Here is an 18,322-nt window from a genome sequence, read left to right as displayed (position 1 = left end):
AGGTGTCATGTCCTTATCCACAAACACGTCCCCGCAGCCCAGCCGGGTGCTGCTCGTCGCGGTGGCCAGCGCCTTCCTGGTGGGCCTCGATTCGATGATCACTGTTCCGCTTGTGCCGGCCATCGCCGAGGACACCGGAACCGAGGCGCGGCTCGGTGGTCTCTTCGTCAGCGCCTACGCCCTGTTGTTCGCGCTCGCGGCCCCCCTGTGCGGCGCCATGTCGGACCGCCTGGGCAGACGCACGATCCTCACCGGCGGCCTGGTCGCCTTCACCCTCGGCAACGCCCTCACGGGCATCACCTCCGACTTCACCCTGCTGCTCGCCTGTCGCGCCCTGGCCGGCCTGGGCGCCGCGATGATCATGCCGAGCGTCTACGCGATGATCGCGGACACCTTCCCGTTCGAACGCCGGGGCAAGGTCATGGGCATCGTGGTGGCAGGTCTGCTCAGCTCCACCGTCATCGGTGTGCCGCTCGGCTCCTACCTCGCCCATCTCCTGGGCTGGCGCGTCGCGTTCTTCGCCGTCGGCGGGGTGGCCGTGCTCGTCTGCGCCCTGGTGCTCGCGTTGATCCCCCCGGTACAGCCGCCGGCGGCACAGCAGCAGAGCGCCAAGAGCCCGGTGGCCGTCTACCTCGGCATGGTCGGCCGCGCCGTGACGACACCCGCCGTGCTCTGCGTACTCGGCTGCACCTTGCTGTGGTCCTTCGCGCTGTACGGCATGTTCTCCAACATCGGCATCTTCTACGCCGAGCGTTTCGGCTTCAACGAGGCCCAGACCGGTCTCGCCATCATGGGATCGGGCGCCGGCAGCATGGCGGGGGCGCTGCTCGGCGGCCGAATCGCGGACAAGCTTGGCAAGCGCACCGTGATCGTGGTGGCCGCCCTGGTCGCGGCAGCCGGCGTGACCTCCGTGGCCCTCATCGGCGACCACATCGTCCCCGTGCTCATCGTCTTCATCGTGTGGGGTACGGCGGTCGGCGTCGGCCAGCCGTCCCTCAGCGCCCTGGTGAGCGAGCTGCGGCCGGAGACGCGCGGCACCGCGCTGGCGCTCAACGGCTCCGCCCAGTACGGCGGCATGATGCTGGCGACCAGCATCGCCGCCCTGCTGCTGGACAACGGCGTCTCCTTCGCCGTGATCGGCGCGATCTGCGGTGCCTGCGCGCTCGCCGTGCTGCCGCTGCTCGTCGGCGTCCGGGTGGCCGGCAGGGCCGATGCCGCCGCCGTGGCGGGAGCGCCCGCGCCGGAAGCCGGGGCGAAGGCATGAGCGACACCCGTGCCGCGGAGACCGACGCGGGCAAGGTGGTCTTCGAGCGTTTCGTCGATCTGTGGAACGGAGAGGTGGACTTCGCCGACACACCGGAGTTCATCGCCGACGACTTCACCGTGCACAGCGCCGAACTCGCCCGCTACCTCGGCTTCCCCGACTCCAGGCGCATCACCACCCGCGACGGCCTGCTCGACTGGGTCACCTCCGTCCGCACACTGCTGCACGACGTGCGCTTCACCACGCGTCCCGGTCCGCTCAGGGAGGGCGACCTCGTCGCCGGCGGGTACACCGTGACCGGCACCTACGCCGGTGGCGCCCCCACCGCGACCGTCGCGCCGGGGACCGCCGTCCGCTACTCCGGCATGTCCATCATCCGTCTCGAGAACGACAAGATCGCCGAGTACTGGGTGCTGTCCGACGCCCTCGGGCTGCTGTCCCAGCTGGGCGCCGTACCAAGACCCTGACCTCACGCACCCGACGGGTCGCGCCGACGGCGCGTCCGGGGACGGCCGTGCGCCGCCCCGGCGCGCCGTCCCCGGCCCCGGCACGACCGGGGCCGGGTACCGCATCCGGGCGATCGAGCCATTCGACATGGCGACGGGGGAGTCGTCGCCTGAAGGGAACTGAGCAAGTTGTCCGAGAACACGCTCCTTCACCATCTCCTGGACGCCGCCGCGCAGGCCTGGCCCGAGCGCCCGGCCGTCAGCAGACAGGAGTCCACCTCGACGTTCACGGCGCTGCGCGACGCCAGTCACCGGCTGGCCGCCTGGCTGCACGCCCAAGGGGTCGGCCGAGGGCGGCGCGTGGTCATCGCGGTGCCCTCGGGTCCGCTGGTGCCCGCGCTCGTCTTCGCGGCATCCCGCCTCGGCGCCCCGTGGTCCGTCCTCCACGAGCAGGTGCGGGGCGTACCGCTGGAGCATGTCCTCGACGACTGCGAGCCGAGCCTCGTCGTCGCCGAGGATCCCGCGTCGCGCCAGGCCGCGCGGGACCGCGGCGTCGTCGCAGCCGGCCCGGAGGACCTGCTTCCGATCGCGTTCCCCGAGCCCGGCACGGCCGCCCCCGTGGAGCGGCTCACCCTGCCCGAGCCGCTCGCCGTCGACCCGGTCTGCCTGATCTACACCTCGGGCACCACGTCCCTGCCCAAGGCCGTGGTGAGCACCCATCAGCAGGTCGTCTTCGCCGCTCGGGCCATCCAGCAGGTCCTGCGGTACCAGGACGACGACGTCGTCTACTGCCCGCTGCCGCTCTCCTTCGACTACGGCCTCTACCAGATCTTCCTCGGCGCCCTCAGCGGTGCGCACGTGGTGCTCGGCGGCGCGGCCGAGGCCGGTCCGGCCCTGCTGCGCAGCCTGCTGGACAGCAAGGCGACCGTCCTGCCCGCCGTCCCGTCGGTCGCCGAGTCGCTCGTGTGGCTGCTGAAGCGGGCCACGGCCCAGCGCCCGCCGCTCAGGCTGGTGACCAACACCGGCGCCGCCCTGTCGACCGAGACGGTCAACGCCCTGCGCGCCGCGCTGCCCGGACTGCGCGCCCAGGTGATGTACGGCCTCACCGAGTGCAAGCGCGCCGTGATCATGCCGCCGGACGGGGACCTGGAACGCCCCGGTTCCTGCGGACTTCCGCTGCCCGGCACCGAGATCCTCATCGTCGACGACCGCGGTGAGCCCGTGCCGGCCGGCGTCGTCGGCGAGATCGTCGTCCGCGGCCCGCACGTGATGGCCGGGTACTGGCGACGGCCCGAACTGCACGCCCAGCGCTTCCCGCGCCGCGACGGTCTCTTCCCCGAACTGCGCACCGGTGACTACGGCCACCTGGACGAGGACGGCTATCTGTACTTCTCCGGTCGGCGCGACGACCTGTACAAGGAGCGCGGCTTCCGGGTCAGCGCCACCGAGGTGGAGGCCGCCGCGCACCGGGTGCCCGGAGTGGTCTCCGCCGCCGTTCTGCCACCGTCCGGCAAGAGGCCTGCCGTCCTCGCGGTGGTCGCGGAGATGAGCGCCGAGCAGGTTCTCGGCGGGATGCGTGATCAGATCGAGGAGTTCAAGGTCCCGAGGCGCTGCGTCGTTCTGGAGGAGCTACCGCTGAGCGGCAACGGAAAGGTCGACCGCAAGAAGCTCGCCACCGTCGTCGAGGGCCGCTCCGGCCTGCCCGGCAGGGCATGAGGAGAGGGAAGCCCGGATCATGAGCACACTCTTCGACGTCGTCGTCCTCGGAGCGGGCCCCGGGCGGCTACACGGCCGCGGTCCGGTCCGCGCAACTCGGATCTGATCGGTCCGGAGGTGACGGAACTGCTCCCCGAGCTGACCCTGGCTCAGCAGTGGGACCTGACGGTGCATGAGGTCGCCCCCGGACGACAGCGTCCGGCGGCGCTCAGGCGGAGGGGACGGGCAGGACGTCCGGCGAGAGCGCGCCGACACGGGCGGAGGCGCTCGTCATACGGCGAAGATGGTGACGTCGGCACAGTACCTCGTAGCCGACCTCCGCGGCGGGGCCGCTCACGTCGCCCACCACGACCTGCTCACCTTCCAGCACCATCTCGCCGCCGACCGTGCGCGCATTGTGCGTGGCACGCGCCCCGCACCAGCACATCGCCTCCACCTGGAGCGTCTCTATCCGGTCCGCCAGCTCGATCAACCGCCGGGAGCCCGGGAAGAGCTTCGTACGGAAGTCGGTGGTGATACCGAAGGCGAAGACGTCGAGACGCAGATCGTCCACGACCCGGGCCAGCTGGTCTATCTGCTCCGGCGCGAGGAACTGCGCCTCGTCCACGATCACGTAGTCGACCTTGCCGCCCTGCGACAACTGGTCGACGACATGGCCGTACAGATCCATCACCGGCGCCGCCTCGACCGCGTCGGTCACCAGGCCGAGCCGGGACGAGAGCTTCCCCTTCCCCGCACGGTCGTCCCGGGTGAAGATCAGAGCCTGCAGTCCCCTCGCCGACCGGTTGTGCGCGATCTGGAGCGCCAGCGTCGACTTCCCACAGTCCATGGTTCCCGAGAAGAAGACCAGCTCAGGCATGTCGAGTTGAGCACCTTTCGGTGGGGGTCCGGGGACGTCAGGAGCGTACTTCGAGCAGGGGCACCCATTGCTCGGCAGGGGTCATCGAACCGTGGTTGCCGACCATCGCCGACTCCTTCGGCTCCCGCTCGGAGGCGATGAGCAGGACGTCGTCGCGGGCCGCGGCGACCACGTCGCCGATCCGGCCGTAGACCCGTTCGTCGATGTGCGGGCCGAACCAGCCCGCCGCGATGGCCTCGTCGCGGGAGGCCACCCAGAACTGCTCGCCGAGGACCTCGCGCCAGCAGGTCAGGACGTCGTTCGCGGCACCGGGCACCGCGTACACGTGCCGGGCACGGCCCTCCCCGCCGAGCAGGGCGACCCCGGCGCTCAGCTCCCAGTCCTCGTCGAAGTCGATGCGGTGCTGCTCGTCGAAGGGCACGTCGATCATGCCGTGGTCGGCGGTGACGTAGAGCGCGCTGCGCGGCGGCAGTTGCTCGGCCAGGCGCTGGACCAGGCGGTCGGCGTACATGAGCTGGCCGCGCCAGGTGTCGGAGTCGACGCCGTAGCGGTGGCCGGCGCCGTCGACCTCGGCGAAGTACGTGTAGACGAGGGAGCGGTCGCCCGCGGCGAGTTGCTCGGCCGCCAGGTCGACGCGGTCCTCGCCGGACAGTCGCCCCAGGAACGTTCCGCCACTGAGGGCGACCTTGGTCAGCGGGGTGTTCTGGAAGGTCGGGGACGACACCTGCGCCGCGTGCACGCCCGCCTGGTGCGCCAGCTGGAAGACCGTCGGGTAGGGCTGCCACGGGCCGGGCGGGGCCCAGGGCTGCCAGCGCAGCTGGTTCATCAGCTCGCCGGTGTCGGGGTTGCGCACGGTGTAGCCGGGCAGGCCGTGCGCGCCGGGCGGCAGGCCGGTGCCGACGGAGGCGAGGGAGGTCGCGGTGGTCGCCGGGTAGCCGGCGGTGAGCGGACGCCCGGTGCCGCCGCGCGAGGTGGCGAGCAGGGACGTCATGAAGGGGGCATCCTCGGGGTGTGCCCTGAGCTGCTCCCAGCCGAGGCCGTCGATCAGGAACACGCAGTTCCGGTCGGCGGGCGTCAGCTCCGTGATCGCGGCGGTCATTTCCGGTACGCCGAGGCCTGCGGCGAGTGTGGGCAGCAGGTCCGCGAGGGAGCCGCTGCCGTACTCGGGGACCGGCGCGGAGGAGACGGTGAGCGGTTCGGGATGGGGGTCCCAGGCCGTCGTGGACTGTGTCATCAGCGGGTGGTGTCCGCGGTCGCCTCGGAGAGGGACTGCGCGAAGGCGAGCGCCTCGCGCACGGTCTCCGGTCCGTCCCCGGCCTCGCTGACGCGCAGGCTGAGGTCGTCCGCCGTCGAGTTGCCGGTGTAGCCGTGGTCCGCCTCGCAGTTGGGGTCGCCGCACGCGGCCGGCTCCAGGTCGATACGGGAGACGGCGCCCCAGCCGATGGTGAGGACGACCTCGCGGGGCAGGGTGCCCGGCTTGTAGGACTCGGGGTTGGCGACCACCCGGCTGACCACGATCGACGAGATACGGCCGAGCTTCACGGACTCCGTCGACGTCGTGGCGTAGGGCGTCGGGGAAGTGCTGTCGGCGGCCTGCTCGTCGGTGTGGCTGACGATGAAGCGGTGGTCCGTGAGGACGAGCACCGTCACGTGCCGTCGGACCTCGTTCTGGTCGAACGTCGTCTCCTGATGGACCAGGTACGACCGGATGGGCTCGCCGCCCACGGCGGCCTCCACCGCCTCGGCCACGAGGGCCGGGTAGTAGCCGCTGCGCTCGATCGCCGCCCGCAGCCCCTGGGTCGTCGTACTGGTCTTGGCCATGACGCCCATCCTACGGGGGACCACTGACTGCGAGAGACCGCTCGCCCCCTGTCAGTACGCGGGGAGGGTCCGCGGGCCGAGGTCGTCGCGGGCCGGCGGTGGTGCGAGGCGGACGGAGGCGCCCAGGACGCTCAGGCCGTGCGAGGCGACGACGACCGGCTCCAGGGTGATCGCGACGACCTCGGGGTGGTCGTCGACCAGCCGGGACACACGCAGCAGCAGCTCCTCCAGGGCGCGGGTGTCGGCCGGTGCGGAACCGCGCCAGCCGAACAGCAGGGGTGCCGTCCGGATCGACCGCACCAGGGAGGTCGCTTCCTTGTCGGTGACCGGGATCAGCCGGTGGGCCGTGTCCCCGAGCAGCTCGGAGGCGGCTCCGGCGAGGCCGAAGGAGAGCACGGCTCCGGCCGCCGGGTCGATCACGGCCCGCACGACGACGTCCACCCCGCGCGGCGCCATCCGCTGCACCACCGGGCGCAGCTCCTCGGGCGCGCCGAACTGCTCCGTCAACTCGGCGTACGCACGGCGCAGTTGGTCCTCGTCCAGCAGGTCCAGACGCACGCCGCCCAGGTCGGCGCGGTGCCGCAGGTGCGGAGCGGTGGCCTTGAGGGCCACCGGGTAGCCGAGGCCACGCGCGGCCTCGGCCGCGGCGTCGGGGCTCGGGGCGGGCAGGGCGCGGTGGACGTGGATGCCGTAGTGGCCGAGCAGGTCGCAGGTCTCTTCCGTGCCGAGCGTGAACCCCTTCCCGCGCGCGAGGAGCCCGTCGATCAGCGTGGCGGTGCCCTTCTCGTCGATGTCCTCGTACTCGGGCACCCTGCCGGGGTCCACGGCGTCGCGCCGCCACTGCGCGTAGGCGACGGCCTGGCCGAGAGCGCGTACGGCGCGTTCGGCGGCGGGGTAGGCCGGAATGAGGTGGGCGCCCTCGGGGGGTTCTCCGGCGGGCGTCGGGTGCGACGTGACCATGGGGGCATGGGGGCTGCTTTGCAGCGGATTGTCCGCCTCGGCCTGTGGTGCCGTGCTCGCCGCCGCCGACAGGGCCTCCGCCAGGCCGCCGAGTTCCACGTGGACGACCAGGACGGGTTTGGCCGGAGCCGCGGCCGCGGCCGAGCGCAGCGCCTCGGCGAGGGCCGCGTCCGCGACGGAGCCCTCCCCCACCGCCGGTATGGCGGTGACGACCACCGCGTCGCAGGAGTCGTCGGCCAGCGCCCGCGACAGGGACGCGTGGAAGTCCGCCGCCGAAGCCGCCGTGGTCAGGTCGAGCGGGGGGTGGGGCCGCAGCCCCTCGGCGAGGCACGCGTCGTACGTGAGCAGGCCGAGCGACTCGGAGTTGCCGAGGATCGCCACCCGGGGTCCGGCGGGCAGGGGCTGGCGGGCGAGCAGCAGGCCCGCGTCCACCAGGTCGGTGATGGTGTCGACCCGGATGACACCGGCCTGCCGCAGCAGCGCCGAAACGGTGGCGTGCGGCAGCCGGGTCGCCCGTACGGCATGCCCCTGGGGAGCGGCCGCGTGCCGGGCGCCCTGGACCACGACCAGCGGTTTCGCCGCGGCCGTCCGGCGGGCGAGCCGGGTGAACTTGCGGGGGTTGCCGATGGATTCCAGGTACATGAGGACGACATCGGTGTCGGGGTCCTCGTACCAGTACTGGAGGAGGTCGTTGCCGGAGACGTCGGCGCGGTTGCCGGAGGAGACGAAGGTGGAGACGCCGGTCACGCCCGTGACGCCGCCGCCGCGCCGGTGCAGCCGGGAGAGCAGGGCGATGCCGATCGCGCCGGACTGGGCGAACAGGCCGATCCGGCCCGGGCGGGGCGTTTCGGGGGCGAGGGAGGCGTTGAGCCGGACCTGCGGGGAGGTGTTGATGATGCCGAAGGCGTTCGGCCCGATGATCCGCATGCCGTACGTGCGCGCGTGCCGCACGAGGGCGCGCTGGCGTTCGCGTCCCTCGGGGCCGCTGTCGGCGTACCCGGCGGAGACCACGACGAGGCCCTGCACGCCGTGTTCACCGCACTCGGTCACGATCTCGGGGACGTGCTCGGCGGGCACGGCGACGACCGCGAGGTCGACGGGGCCGTCGATGTCGCGCACCGAGCGGTGCGCGGGCACTCCGTCGAGCTCCTTCTCTCCCTCGGGCAGGGCCTTGTTCACCGCGTACAGGCGGCCGCGGTACCCGGCGTCGCGGATGTTGCCGAGGACGCTGCGGCCCACGCCACCCGGGGTGCGCCCGGCGCCGATGACGGCCACCGAGCCGGGCGCCAGTAGCCGCTGCACGGAGCGCGCCTCGGCGCGGTGTTCGCGCGCGTACTGCACGGCGAGGGAGCGGTCGGTGGGTTCGAGGTCGAACTCCAGCCGGACGACTCCGTCCTCGAAGCTGCGCTTCTGGGTGTACCCGGCGTCCGTGAACACCTTGATCATCTTGGTGTTGGCGGGCAGCACCTCGGCGGCGAAGCGGCGGATACCGCGCTCCCGGGCGACAGCGCCGATGTGTTCGAGGAGGGCGGAGGCGACGCCGCGCCCCTGGTGGGCGTCCTGGACCAGGAAGGCGACCTCGGCCTCGTCGGCCGGGGCGGACGCGGGTGTTCCGTCGGCGCCGATCCGGTCGTAGCGTACGGTGGCGATGAACTCGCCGCCGACTGTGGCCGCGAGTCCCACCCGGTCCACAAAGTCGTGGTGCGTGAAGCGGTGGACGTCCTTGGCGGACAGGCGAGGGTACGGCGCGAAGAAGCGGTAGTACTTCGACTCGTCGGAGACCTGCTCGTAGAAGCTGACCAGGCGCTCGGCGTCATCAACGGTGATGGGCCGGATGCGCGCGGTACCACCGTCGCGCAGCACCACGTCGGCTTCCCAGTGGGCGGGATACTCGTGCCGGTCCGGCGAGGTCTGCATGGGCCCCAGAGTACGGCTAGCGTCCGACAGCGGACGCGAGGCAGTCTGTGGAGGGCGTCAGTCGGGTCGAGGCCGCGACCCGACGGCACCCCGGGGCGGTCCCAGGACCGCTCCGGTACAGCTTCACGATATGGAAAACTGGTCTAGACAACCCTGAAAACCGAAGGGCAGCAACACATGGCTGAGCGCCGCGTCAACGTCGGCTGGGCCGAGGGCCTCCACGCCCGCCCCGCCTCCATCTTCGTCCGAGCCGCCACGGCCGCAGGCGTCCCGGTGACGATCGCCAAGGCAGACGGCAACCCCGTCAACGCGGCTTCCATGCTGGCCGTCCTCGGCCTCGGTGCGCAGGGCGGCGAGGAGATCGTCCTCGCCTCCGACGCCGAGGGCGCCGACGCCGCCCTGGACCGGCTCGCGAAGCTGGTCTCCGAGGGTCTCGAGGAACTGCCCGAGACCGTCTGAGTATTTCTCCGCGCCTGATCCGGCGCGCTTGGAGGGGCCCGTCCGATTTCATCGGGCGGGCCCTTCGCTTTTTCCCCGAATTACGGTCCGCGGGCAGCGCAAATAATCCCCACGAGAAATGCCCGTTCTTTGTATACGGCTTCCGTGTTAATGCCGGAGGCTCGCCGTGTTTACGGGATGTTGCGAGTTCCTCACGCGTTCGGCGCGCTCCCCGGCCGAACCGAATCGCAGGCGGTGCGCGGCCGTCGCTCGCTCGGTGTGCAGCGCCGTGACCGCCCGCGCGCGCTCACTGTCCCCGCGCGCCACCGCGTCCACGATCGCACCGTGCTCGGTCCAGGACTCCACGGGGCCGGCCGGCGCCTCCACCGCGTACATCCAGGCGATCTTGTGGCGGAGCTGGGTGAGCACCGAGGTCAGCGCGGGGCTGCCGGAGGCCTGCGCGAGCGTCTCGTGGAACCAGCCGCCCAGCGAGCGCAGGTCATCGCTGTTGCCCCTGCGGGCGCGTTCCTGACCCAGCCGGACCAGCCCGCGCAGGACCTTCAGATGCGGCGCTGGGCGGCACGGGCGGCACGGGCGGCACCGAGCGGCTCCAGCAGCGTGCGCATCTCCAGCAGGTCGGCGGCCTCCTGCTCGGTGGGTTCGGCGACACAGGCGCCCGCGTGCCGCCGGGTCACCACGAAGCCCTCGGCCTCCAGGGTCCGCAAGGCCTCCCGGACGGGAACGCGCGAGACGCCGTAACGGCGCGCGAGGAGTTCCTCGGTCAGCCGGCCGCCACGCTCGTAGACACCCGCGACGATGTCGTCCCGGATGGCCGTGCACACCGAGTGCGCGGGAATACGCATGACCGACCTCCGCTTAATCCCCGTGAAACGTCGACGAGTGACGTGTGTTCCGTGACTCTATTGCAATCAGCGGGAATTTCCGACGGCGATCCGGAATCCATGGATATTTTTTGGACGGCCGGCCGTCACATACGCCGAAAGCCCCGGCTCGGGGAGCCGGGGCTTCGGTGAGCGGTGGGGTGCGTCGCCTAGACGTTCACGCCGTGCGAGCGGAGGTAGGCCACGGGGTCCATGTCCGAGCCGTACTCGGGACTCGTCCGGGCCTCGAAGTGCAGGTGCGGGCCGGTGACGTTGCCGGTCGCGCCGGACAGGCCGATCTGCTGGCCGGGGGTGACCTTCTGGCCGACCGAGACACCGATGGACGACAGGTGGCCGTACTGGGTGTACGTGCCGTCGTTCATCTTGATCACGATGTTGTTGCCGTAGGAGCCGCCCCAGCCGGCCTCGACGACCTCGCCCATGCCGACGGCGTGGACGGAGGTGCCGGTGGCGGCGTGGAAGTCGATGCCGGTGTGGCTGCCGGAGGACCACAGGCCGCTGCTGGCCTGGTAGCCGGTGGAGACGTACGAGCCGGAGATCGGGGGCACGAAGGAGTTGAGGCGCTTGCGCTCGGCCTCACGGGCGGCGCGCTCCTTGGCCTCGCGGGCCTTCTCGGCCGCCTCCTTGGCCTTCTTGGCGGCTTCGGCGGCCCGCTCGCGCGCGGCCTCCTCGGCCTTCTTCTTGGCGGCGGCCTCTTCGGCGGCCTGCTTCTGGGCGGCGGCCTGGGCGTCGATCTGCTGGGCCACGGTGTCGCCGAGGGTGACGACCGGGGTGAGGCCGGTCTGCTCGGCGGCGGGCTCGGCCGCGAAGGCCGGAGCCGCCACGGTGCCGATGACGCCGGTGGTGGCGAGGGCCGCGACGCCCGCCGCGCGGGCCGTGCCGCGCTGAATCCTGCTGGGACGCCGGTGCTTCCCGGTGGCGCGCGTGAACGCCATGAAGTGGCTGATCCTTTCCTTCCCTCTCGCCTACCGGGTTAGCTGACGGGTTCGGAGCAGGAAGGTCTCCTACGGACCCCCTCGCGATGCGCGCGGGCGTCCGATTCACCCCAGGGACTGCGGTGGGTCCCCGGCTCCCCTGGCTCGCGCCGTACGGGGACTCGGCGATGACTGTCCGGTGCCGCGGGTGCGGCGCACTGCCTGACGAACAGCCCGGATGACGCTAAGCGGCGCCACTTTCAATTCCCAAACGAATCCCAGTTTTTGTAGCGCATCCCACAGGGCAGACGGGCAACTCCCACACCAATTCGGGCATAAAGGGGCCCTGGTGCCTTGACGACAACCAGGGCCCCTGCGCGCGCCGCCGCTACTCGGCGGCCACGACGGTCACTTCGCCGATGCCGAGGGCCTCCACAGGGCCCTTGATCTGCGCCGCGTCACCGACGAGGACGGTCACCAGACGGTCCACCGGGAAGGCGCTGACGGCCGCCGCGGTGGCCTCCACGGTGCCCGTCGCGGCGAGCTGCCGGTACAGCGCTGCCTGGTAGTCGTCGGGCAGGTGCTGCTCGACCTGGTCCGCCAGCGTGCTCGCGACGGCCGCCGCCGTCTCGTACTTCAACGGCGCTACGCCGACCAGGTTCTGCACGGCGACGTCCCGCTCGGCGTCGGTCAGTCCCTCGGCGGCCAGGGTGCGCAGCACCGTCCAGAGGTCCTCAAGGGCGGGCCCGGTGTTGGGCGTGTCCACGGAACCGCTGATGGCGAGCATCGCGGCACCCGTACCGTCCGGGGCGGACCGGAGGACCTGGGCGAACGCCCGCACGCCGTAGGTGTAGCCCTTCTCCTCGCGCAGGACGCGGTCCAGGCGGGAGGTGAGGGTGCCGCCGAGGCAGTACGTGCCGAGCACCTGGGCGGGCCACACGCGGTCGTGCCGGTCCGAGCCGATCCGGCCGATCAGCAGCTGCGTCTGGACGGCGCCCGGGCGGTCCACGATGACGACCCGGCCCGTGTCGTCGGCGGTCACCGGCGGCACCGGCCGCGGCTCGGCCGAAGAGCCGGTCCAGGCGCCCAGCGTGTCGCCGAGCAGGGCGTCGAGGTCGATGCCGGTGAGGTCGCCGACGACCACGACGGTGGCCGTGGCGGGGCGGACGTGCGTCTCGTAGAAGCCGCGAACCGCCGGGGAGTCGATCGCGGCGACCGTCTCCTCGGTGCCCTGCCGGGGCCGCGACATGCGCGAGCCGGCCGGGAACAGCTCCTTGGAGAGTTCCTTGGCAGCGCGGCGGGAGGGGTTGGCCAGCTCGTGCGGGATCTCGTCGAGACGGTTGCGGACCAGCCGCTCGACCTCGCTGTCCGCGAACGCGGGCGCCCTGAGGGCGTCGGCGACCAGGGCGAGTCCCTTGGCGAGCCGGGACGCCGGCACCTCCAGGCTGAGCCGGACGCCGGGGTGGTCGGCGTGCGCGTCGAGGGTCGCACCGGCGCGCTCCAGCTCGGCGGCGAACTCCTCCGCCGAGTGCTTGTCGGTGCCCTCCGAGAAGGCCCGGGCCATGATCGTGGCCACGCCGTCGAGGCCGGCCGGCTCCGCGTCCAGGGGCGCGTCCAGCAGCACCTCCACGGCGACGACCTGCTGGCCGGGGCGGTGGCAGCGCAGCACCGTCAGGCCGTTGGCGAGCGTGCCGCGCTCGGGGGCCGGGAAGGCCCACGGCCGGGCCTCGCCTTCCCGCGGCTGGGGGTGGAAGTCCATCGTGGCGAGCTCGGTCACTTGGCCGCCTCCTCGTTCTCGTTCGTGACCGCGGCTGCGGTGTCCTCGGTGGTGCCGGCGTCGTCGGTGGTCTCCCCTTCGCCGGCCTCGCCGGCGACGGGCTCGTAGACGAGCACCGCGCGGTTGTCGGGCCGCAGGCGGGCCTTGGCCACCTCCTGGACCTCCTCCGCCGTCACCTCCAGCACGCGCTGCACGGCGGTCAGGGCGAGCTGCGGGTCGCCGAACAGCACCGCGTACCGGCACAGTTCGTCGGCACGGCCGGCGACGGTGCCGAGCCGGTCCAGCCACTCGCGCTCCAACTGGGCCTGGGCGCGCTCCATCTCCTCTGCCGTGGGGCCCTCCTCGGCGAACCGGGCGAGCTCCTCGTCGATGGCGGTCTCGATCACCGGCACCTCGACGTCACCGGACGTCTTCACGTCCAGCCACCCCAGGGAGGGCGCCCCGGCGAGCCGCAGCAGGCCGAAGCCGGCCGCGACCGCCGTACGGTCCCGCCGCACGAGACGGTTGTACAGGCGGGAGGACTCGCCGCCGCCGAGAATCGTGAGGGCCAGGTCGGCCGCGTCGCACGCGCGCGTGCCGTCGTGCGGCAGCCGGTAGGCGGCCATCAGGGCGCGCGCCGGAACCTCCTCCTCGACGACCTCGCGCAGCTGCTCACCGATGGTCTCCGGCAGCGAGCCGTCCCGCGGCGGGTGCTTGCCGTCGTGGCCGGGGATGGAGCCGAAGTACTTCTCGATCCAGGCCAGGGTCTGCTCCGGGTCGATGTCACCGACCACGGAGAGCACGGCGTTGTTCGGCGCGTAGTAGGTGCGGAAGAACGCGCGCGCGTCCTCCAGGGTCGCCGCGTCCAGGTCGGCCATCGAACCGATCGGGGTGTGGTGGTAAGGGTGGCCCTCCGGGTAGGCGAGGGCGGTCAGCTTCTCGAAGGCGGTGCCGTACGGAACGTTGTCGTAGCGCTGGCGGCGCTCGTTCTTGACGACGTCGCGCTGGTTCTCCATCGACTCGTCGTCGAGGGCGGTCAGCAGGGAGCCCATGCGGTCGGCCTCCAGCCAGAGGGCGAGCTCCAGCTGGTGAGCGGGCATGGTCTCGAAGTAGTTGGTCCGCTCGAAGCTGGTGGTGCCGTTCAGCGAGCCGCCCGCGCCCTGGACGAGCTCGAAATGGCCGTTGCCCTTCACCTGCGCGGAACCCTGGAACATCAAGTGCTCGAAAAGGTGAGCCAGGCCGGTACGCCCCTTGACTTCGTGGCGCGAGCCGACGTCGTACCAGAGGCACACCGCCGCGACCGGGGTCAGGTGGTCCTCGGAGAGCACCACGCGCAGGCCGTTGGCCAGGCGGTGCTCGGTCGCTGTCAGGCCCCCGGTGCCTGCCTGGGCTGTGGCCGTGTGACCCATGGGCATGTACGTCCCTTCGATCGCGGCGCGGTCTTCACAACCGCGGATTTCTGCCGGTCCTGCCACTGTATGCAAGCGCGCGAAGCGCCGGTGAAGTTCCCGGGGGGCGTACGCGCAGAGCGAGACGGCGTGACCCGCCGTGCCGGGGCCGGACGGCGCGGCAGGCGTCCAGAGGACGGGTCCTGGTCCCGGTTGTCGGTGCGGCGGTCCACAATGGTCGGCGTCAGATCCGGATCGCAGAGGCAAGGAGCCGGCAGCGATGGCCCGCCGCAGCACGAAGACCCCGCCGCCCGACGACTCGTACGAGGAGAGGATCCTCGACATCGACGTCGTCGACGAGATGCAGGGCTCCTTCCTCGAGTACGCGTACTCGGTCATCTACTCCCGCGCCCTGCCGGACGCCCGAGACGGTCTCAAGCCCGTGCACCGCCGCATCGTCTACCAGATGAGCGAGATGGGCCTGCGCCCCGAGCGCGGGTACGTCAAGTGCGCCCGCGTCGTCGGCGAGGTCATGGGCAAGCTGCACCCGCACGGCGACGCGTCGATCTACGACGCCCTGGTGCGCATGGCCCAGCCCTTCTCGATGCGCGTCCCCCTGGTCGACGGGCACGGCAACTTCGGCTCGCTGGGCAACGACGACCCGCCGGCGGCCATGCGGTACACCGAGTGCCGGATGGCCGAGGCGACAAGCCTGATGACGGACTCCATCGACGAGGACACCGTCGACTTCAACCCCAACTACGACGGCCAGGAGCAGGAACCGGTGGCGCTGCCCGCCGCCTTCCCGAACCTCCTGGTCAACGGCGCCTCGGGCATCGCGGTCGGTATGGCCACGAACATGCCGCCGCACAACCTGCGCGAGGTCATCGCCGCCGCCCGCCACCTGATCAGGCACCCGAACGCGGATCTCGACGCCCTGATGAAGCACGTCCCGGGCCCCGACCTGCCCACCGGCGGCCGCATCGTCGGCCTGTCCGGCATCCGGGACGCCTACGAGACGGGCCGCGGCACCTTCAAGATGCGCGCCACCGTGTCCGTGGAGCCCGTGACGGCCCGGCGCAAGGGCCTCGTGGTCACCGAGCTGCCCTTCGCGGTCGGCCCGGAGAAGGTGATCGCCAAGATCAAGGACCTGGTCGGTTCGAAGAAGATCCAGGGCATCGCCGACGTCAAGGACCTCACCGACCGCGCGCACGGCCTGCGCCTGGTCATCGAGATCAAGAACGGCTTCGTGCCGGAGGCGGTTCTGGAGCAGCTCTACAAGCTGACGGCGATGGAGGAGTCCTTCGGCATCAACAACGTGGCGCTGGTCGACGGCCAGCCGCTCACGCTGGGCCTGAAGGAGCTGCTGGAGGTCTATCTCGACCACCGCTTCACGGTCGTGCGGCGGCGTTCGGAGTTCCGCCGCGGCAAGAAGCGCGACCGGCTGCACCTGGTCGAGGGTCTGCTGACGGCCCTGCTGGACATCGACGAGGTCATCCGTCTCATCCGCTCCAGTGAGAACTCGGCGCAGGCGAAGCAGCGCCTGATGGAGCAGTTCTCGCTGAGCGACGTCCAGACGCAGTACATCCTCGACACGCCGCTGCGCCGCCTCACCAAGTACGACCGCATCGAGCTGGAGACGGAGAAGGACCGGCTCAACGCGGAGATCGAGGAACTGACCCGGATCCTCGAGTCGGACGCGGAGCTGCGCAAGCTGGTCTCCTCGGAACTGGCCACCGTCGCCAAGAAGTTCGGCACCGACCGGCGTACGGACCTGCTGGAGTCGGGCGGTGCCCCCGTCGCCACCGTGCCGCTCCAGGTGGCCGACGACCCGTGCCGGGTGCTGCTCTCCTCGACGGGTCTGCTGGCCCGTACGGCGAACGGCGAACCGTTCGCGGAGAACGCCGGCGCCAAGCGCGTCAAGCACGACGTGATCGTCTCGGCGGTGCCGGCCACCGCCCGCGGCGAGATCGGCGCGGTCACCTCGGCGGGCCGGCTGCTGCGGCTGAACGTGATCGACCTGCCGCAGCTCCCGGAGTCGATGCCGACGCCGAACCTCGCGGGGGGTGCCCCGCTGGCGGAGTTCCTCTCCCTGGAGGACGACGAGACGGTGGTCTGCCTGACCACCCTCGACGAGTCGTCGCCGGGCCTGGCGATCGGCACGGAACAGGGCGTGGTCAAGCGCGTGGTGCCGGACTACCCGTCCCACAAGGAGGAGCTGGAGGTGATCACCCTCAAGGAGGGCGACCGGATCGTCGGCGCGGTCGAGCTGCGTACCGGAGACGAGGATCTGGTCTTCATCACCGACGACGCCCAGCTGCTGCGCTACCAGGCCTCGGTGGTGCGTCCCCAGGGCCGCCCCGCGGGCGGCGTGGCGGGCATCAAGCTCGCCGAGGGCGTCAAGGTCATCTCCTTCACGGCGGTGGACCCGGCCGCGGACGCCGTCGTCTTCACGGTGGCGGGGTCGCGCGGCACCCTGGACGACTCCGTCCAGACGACGGCCAAGCTGACCCCGTTCGACCAGTACCCGCGCAAGGGACGCGCCACCGGCGGCGTCCGCTGCCAGCGGTTCCTGAAGGGCGAGGACTGCCTGTCACTGGCCTGGGCCGGCCCTGCCCCGGCCCTCGCCGCGCAGAAGAACGGCACCCCGGCCGAACTCCCGGAGATGGACCCGCGCCGCGACGGCTCGGGTGTGTCCCTGGCGAAGACGGTGGCGGTGGTGGCGGGGCCGGTCTAGGCCGGCTCCGCGCGGTCCTCCTCGGGATCGCGCACGTACCGCAGGACGCCCCACATGCCGCGCTCGTCGGCGTGCGGGGCGTCGCTCCGGCACGCGTCGAGTTCCTTGTCGAGGGCGGGCGCGTCGATCCCGGAGCCGATGAGGACCAGCTGGGTCAGGCGTTCCGCGTCGGTCGGCCACGGCTCCGGGTAGAAGCGCAGGAACCGCCCGACGGCATGGACGGCGTAACGGTTCCGGACGTCGTACGGCCCGAAGTCCACGTAGCCCTTGATCCGGTACAGCCCCTGGGGCCGGCTGTCGAGGAACTCCATCAGCCGGCGCGGGTCGAGGGGCTCCCGCGAGACGAACGACAGGCTGTCGTAGGCGGTGTGCAGGTGCCCGGTGTGGTCGTGTCCGCCGGGCTCTTCGCCGTCGTGCGCGTGCGGAACTCGTTCGTGTGCGTCTCGTTCGTGCAGGTCGTGCTCGTGCAGGTCGTCGAAGGACAGCTGCCCGATGCGTTCCTCGCTCGGCCGGCAGTCGAAGAGGAACTCGGGGTCGATCCGGCCGTAGGTGGCCGGGACGACGGCGGCGCGATCGACGAGGGACCGGACCAGCCCGAGTACGCGGTCGCCGTCGGCCGCCCGGTCGGTCTTGTTGACCACGACGAGGTCGGCCAGCGCGAGATGCCGGTCGATCTCGGGGTGCCGGGACCGGGTGTCGTCGAACTCGGCGGCGTCCACGACCTCGACGAGCCCGCCGTAGACGATCCCAGGGTGCTCGCTGGCCAGCACCATCCTCACCAGTTCCTGCGGCTCGGCCAGCCCGCTCGCCTCGATGACGATGACGTCGATGCCGAGGGAGGGCTCGGCGAGCCGCTCCAGGTACTCGTCCAGCTCACTCGCGTCCACTGCACAGCACAGGCATCCGTTGCCGAGCGAGACCGTCGAGTCGCCGAGTGCTCCGGCCACGGCCATCGCGTCGATCTCGATGGCCCCGAAGTCGTTGACGATGGCGCCGATACGGCTGCCGCCACTGCGGTGGAGCAGGTGATTGAGCAGGGTGGTCTTCCCCGAGCCGAGGAATCCGGCCAGGACGACGACCGGGATCTGCTGCGGTTCCTGGCTCGGCTGACTCACCGTGCGACCTCTCTCATGCCGAAGCGTGCACCGGCTCGCGGCCCCGGCACACGCAGGAAAACGGGATGCCGCCCCAGAATACGAGCCAG

13 protein-coding genes, 1 pseudogene and 1 riboswitch are annotated in these 18,322 nt (G+C 71.6%); of the genes and pseudogenes, 5 read left to right on the top strand and 9 right to left on the bottom strand.

The window, feature by feature from the left end:
* Positions 1–7 precede the first annotated feature (7 nt).
* The 3 genes from SSQG_RS29040 to SSQG_RS29030 all read left to right on the top strand — a co-directional run bounded on the left by SSQG_RS29040 (position 8) and on the right by SSQG_RS29030 (position 3,426).
* Positions 8–1,264 (top strand): MFS transporter, encoded by a 1,257-nt coding sequence (locus SSQG_RS29040; protein ID WP_052310355.1) that lies wholly within the window; start codon positions 8–10, stop codon positions 1,262–1,264.
* Complete coding sequence (locus tag SSQG_RS29035) at positions 1,261–1,731, top strand: ester cyclase (RefSeq protein ID WP_003993486.1); 471 nt, start codon at positions 1,261–1,263, stop codon at positions 1,729–1,731. Before SSQG_RS29040 ends, SSQG_RS29035 begins: the two co-directional genes overlap by 4 nt.
* A 168-nt stretch (positions 1,732–1,899) precedes the next feature.
* On the top strand, positions 1,900–3,426 hold the full coding sequence (locus tag SSQG_RS29030) for a class I adenylate-forming enzyme family protein (protein WP_039933829.1): 1,527 nt from the start codon (positions 1,900–1,902) through the stop codon (positions 3,424–3,426).
* Positions 3,427–3,634: 208 nt separating this feature from the next.
* Here SSQG_RS29030 and SSQG_RS29025 read toward each other — a convergent pair whose 3' ends face one another.
* Genes SSQG_RS29025 through SSQG_RS29010 form a run of 4 tightly spaced genes read right to left on the bottom strand, consistent with a single transcriptional unit; the run spans position 3,635 to position 8,983 of the window.
* On the bottom strand, positions 3,635–4,285 hold the full coding sequence (locus SSQG_RS29025) for a thymidine kinase (RefSeq protein WP_003993484.1): 651 nt from the start codon (positions 4,283–4,285) through the stop codon (positions 3,635–3,637).
* A gap of 37 nt (positions 4,286–4,322) precedes the next feature.
* Positions 4,323–5,519: an alkaline phosphatase family protein gene (locus SSQG_RS29020; protein ID WP_039933828.1), complete on the bottom strand. Its 1,197-nt coding sequence runs from the start codon at positions 5,517–5,519 to the stop codon at positions 4,323–4,325.
* Complete coding sequence (locus SSQG_RS29015; protein WP_003993482.1) at positions 5,519–6,106, bottom strand: DUF5998 family protein; 588 nt, start codon at positions 6,104–6,106, stop codon at positions 5,519–5,521. The genes SSQG_RS29020 and SSQG_RS29015 overlap by 1 nt, the downstream gene beginning before the upstream one ends.
* Positions 6,107–6,157: 51 nt before the next feature.
* Positions 6,158–8,983 (bottom strand): bifunctional GNAT family N-acetyltransferase/acetate--CoA ligase family protein, encoded by a 2,826-nt coding sequence (locus tag SSQG_RS29010; protein WP_003993479.1) that lies wholly within the window; start codon positions 8,981–8,983, stop codon positions 6,158–6,160.
* A 177-nt stretch (positions 8,984–9,160) separates the two neighbouring features.
* On the opposite strand from SSQG_RS29010, the gene SSQG_RS29005 reads away from it, so the two are divergent.
* Positions 9,161–9,442 (top strand): HPr family phosphocarrier protein, encoded by a 282-nt coding sequence (locus tag SSQG_RS29005; RefSeq protein WP_003993478.1) that lies wholly within the window; start codon positions 9,161–9,163, stop codon positions 9,440–9,442.
* 147 nt (positions 9,443–9,589) lie between these two features.
* Here SSQG_RS29005 and SSQG_RS29000 read toward each other — a convergent pair.
* The 4 genes and pseudogenes from SSQG_RS29000 to SSQG_RS28985 all read right to left on the bottom strand — a co-directional run bounded on the left by SSQG_RS29000 (position 9,590) and on the right by SSQG_RS28985 (position 14,408).
* A pseudogene (locus tag SSQG_RS29000) lies at positions 9,590–10,284 on the bottom strand (GntR family transcriptional regulator).
* A gap of 188 nt (positions 10,285–10,472) precedes the next feature.
* Positions 10,473–11,258 (bottom strand): M23 family metallopeptidase, encoded by a 786-nt coding sequence (locus tag SSQG_RS28995; RefSeq protein ID WP_003993476.1) that lies wholly within the window; start codon positions 11,256–11,258, stop codon positions 10,473–10,475.
* 12 nt (positions 11,259–11,270) lie between these two features.
* A riboswitch (cyclic di-AMP (ydaO/yuaA leader) is annotated at positions 11,271–11,435 on the bottom strand.
* 190 nt (positions 11,436–11,625) lie between these two features.
* The gene (locus SSQG_RS28990) at positions 11,626–13,014 is read right to left on the bottom strand and encodes a M16 family metallopeptidase (protein WP_003993475.1); all 1,389 of its coding nucleotides are present in this window, start codon (positions 13,012–13,014) and stop codon (positions 11,626–11,628) included.
* The gene (locus SSQG_RS28985; protein ID WP_039933825.1) at positions 13,011–14,408 is read right to left on the bottom strand and encodes a M16 family metallopeptidase; all 1,398 of its coding nucleotides are present in this window, start codon (positions 14,406–14,408) and stop codon (positions 13,011–13,013) included. The genes SSQG_RS28990 and SSQG_RS28985 overlap by 4 nt, the downstream gene beginning before the upstream one ends.
* A gap of 253 nt (positions 14,409–14,661) precedes the next feature.
* Between SSQG_RS28985 and SSQG_RS28980 the strand changes: the two genes are divergently transcribed.
* Positions 14,662–17,118, top strand: a complete 2,457-nt coding sequence (locus SSQG_RS28980) for a DNA gyrase/topoisomerase IV subunit A (RefSeq protein WP_003993473.1) — start codon at positions 14,662–14,664, stop codon at positions 17,116–17,118.
* Here the strand turns inward: SSQG_RS28980 and SSQG_RS28975 are convergent.
* Complete coding sequence (locus tag SSQG_RS28975) at positions 17,115–18,233, bottom strand: CobW family GTP-binding protein (RefSeq protein WP_003993472.1); 1,119 nt, start codon at positions 18,231–18,233, stop codon at positions 17,115–17,117. The genes SSQG_RS28980 and SSQG_RS28975 overlap by 4 nt on opposite strands.
* Between the last annotated feature and the right edge of the window lie 89 nt (positions 18,234–18,322).

The organism is Streptomyces viridochromogenes DSM 40736 (genome assembly GCF_000158955.1).
Taxonomy (GTDB): Bacteria; Actinomycetota; Actinomycetes; order Streptomycetales; family Streptomycetaceae; genus Streptomyces; species Streptomyces venetus.
This window is presented reverse-complemented; position numbering and strand designations above follow the sequence as displayed.

Bases quoted from the DNA above. Each gene is read 5' to 3' on its own strand.
- SSQG_RS29040 (WP_052310355.1), top strand. From the start codon at position 8: ATGTCCTTATCCACAAACACGTCCCCGCAGCCCAGCCGGGTGCTGCTC.
- SSQG_RS29035 (WP_003993486.1), top strand. From the start codon at position 1,261: ATGAGCGACACCCGTGCCGCGGAGACCGACGCGGGCAAGGTGGTCTTC.
- SSQG_RS29025 (WP_003993484.1), bottom strand. From the start codon at position 4,285: ATGCCTGAGCTGGTCTTCTTCTCGGGAACCATGGACTGTGGGAAGTCG.
- SSQG_RS29020 (WP_039933828.1), bottom strand. From the start codon at position 5,519: ATGACACAGTCCACGACGGCCTGGGACCCCCATCCCGAACCGCTCACC.
- SSQG_RS29015 (WP_003993482.1), bottom strand. From the start codon at position 6,106: ATGGCCAAGACCAGTACGACGACCCAGGGGCTGCGGGCGGCGATCGAG.
- SSQG_RS29010 (WP_003993479.1), bottom strand. From the start codon at position 8,983: ATGCAGACCTCGCCGGACCGGCACGAGTATCCCGCCCACTGGGAAGCC.
- SSQG_RS29005 (WP_003993478.1), top strand. From the start codon at position 9,161: ATGGCTGAGCGCCGCGTCAACGTCGGCTGGGCCGAGGGCCTCCACGCC.
- SSQG_RS28995 (WP_003993476.1), bottom strand. From the start codon at position 11,258: ATGGCGTTCACGCGCGCCACCGGGAAGCACCGGCGTCCCAGCAGGATT.
- SSQG_RS28985 (WP_039933825.1), bottom strand. From the start codon at position 14,408: ATGCCCATGGGTCACACGGCCACAGCCCAGGCAGGCACCGGGGGCCTG.
- SSQG_RS28980 (WP_003993473.1), top strand. From the start codon at position 14,662: ATGGCCCGCCGCAGCACGAAGACCCCGCCGCCCGACGACTCGTACGAG.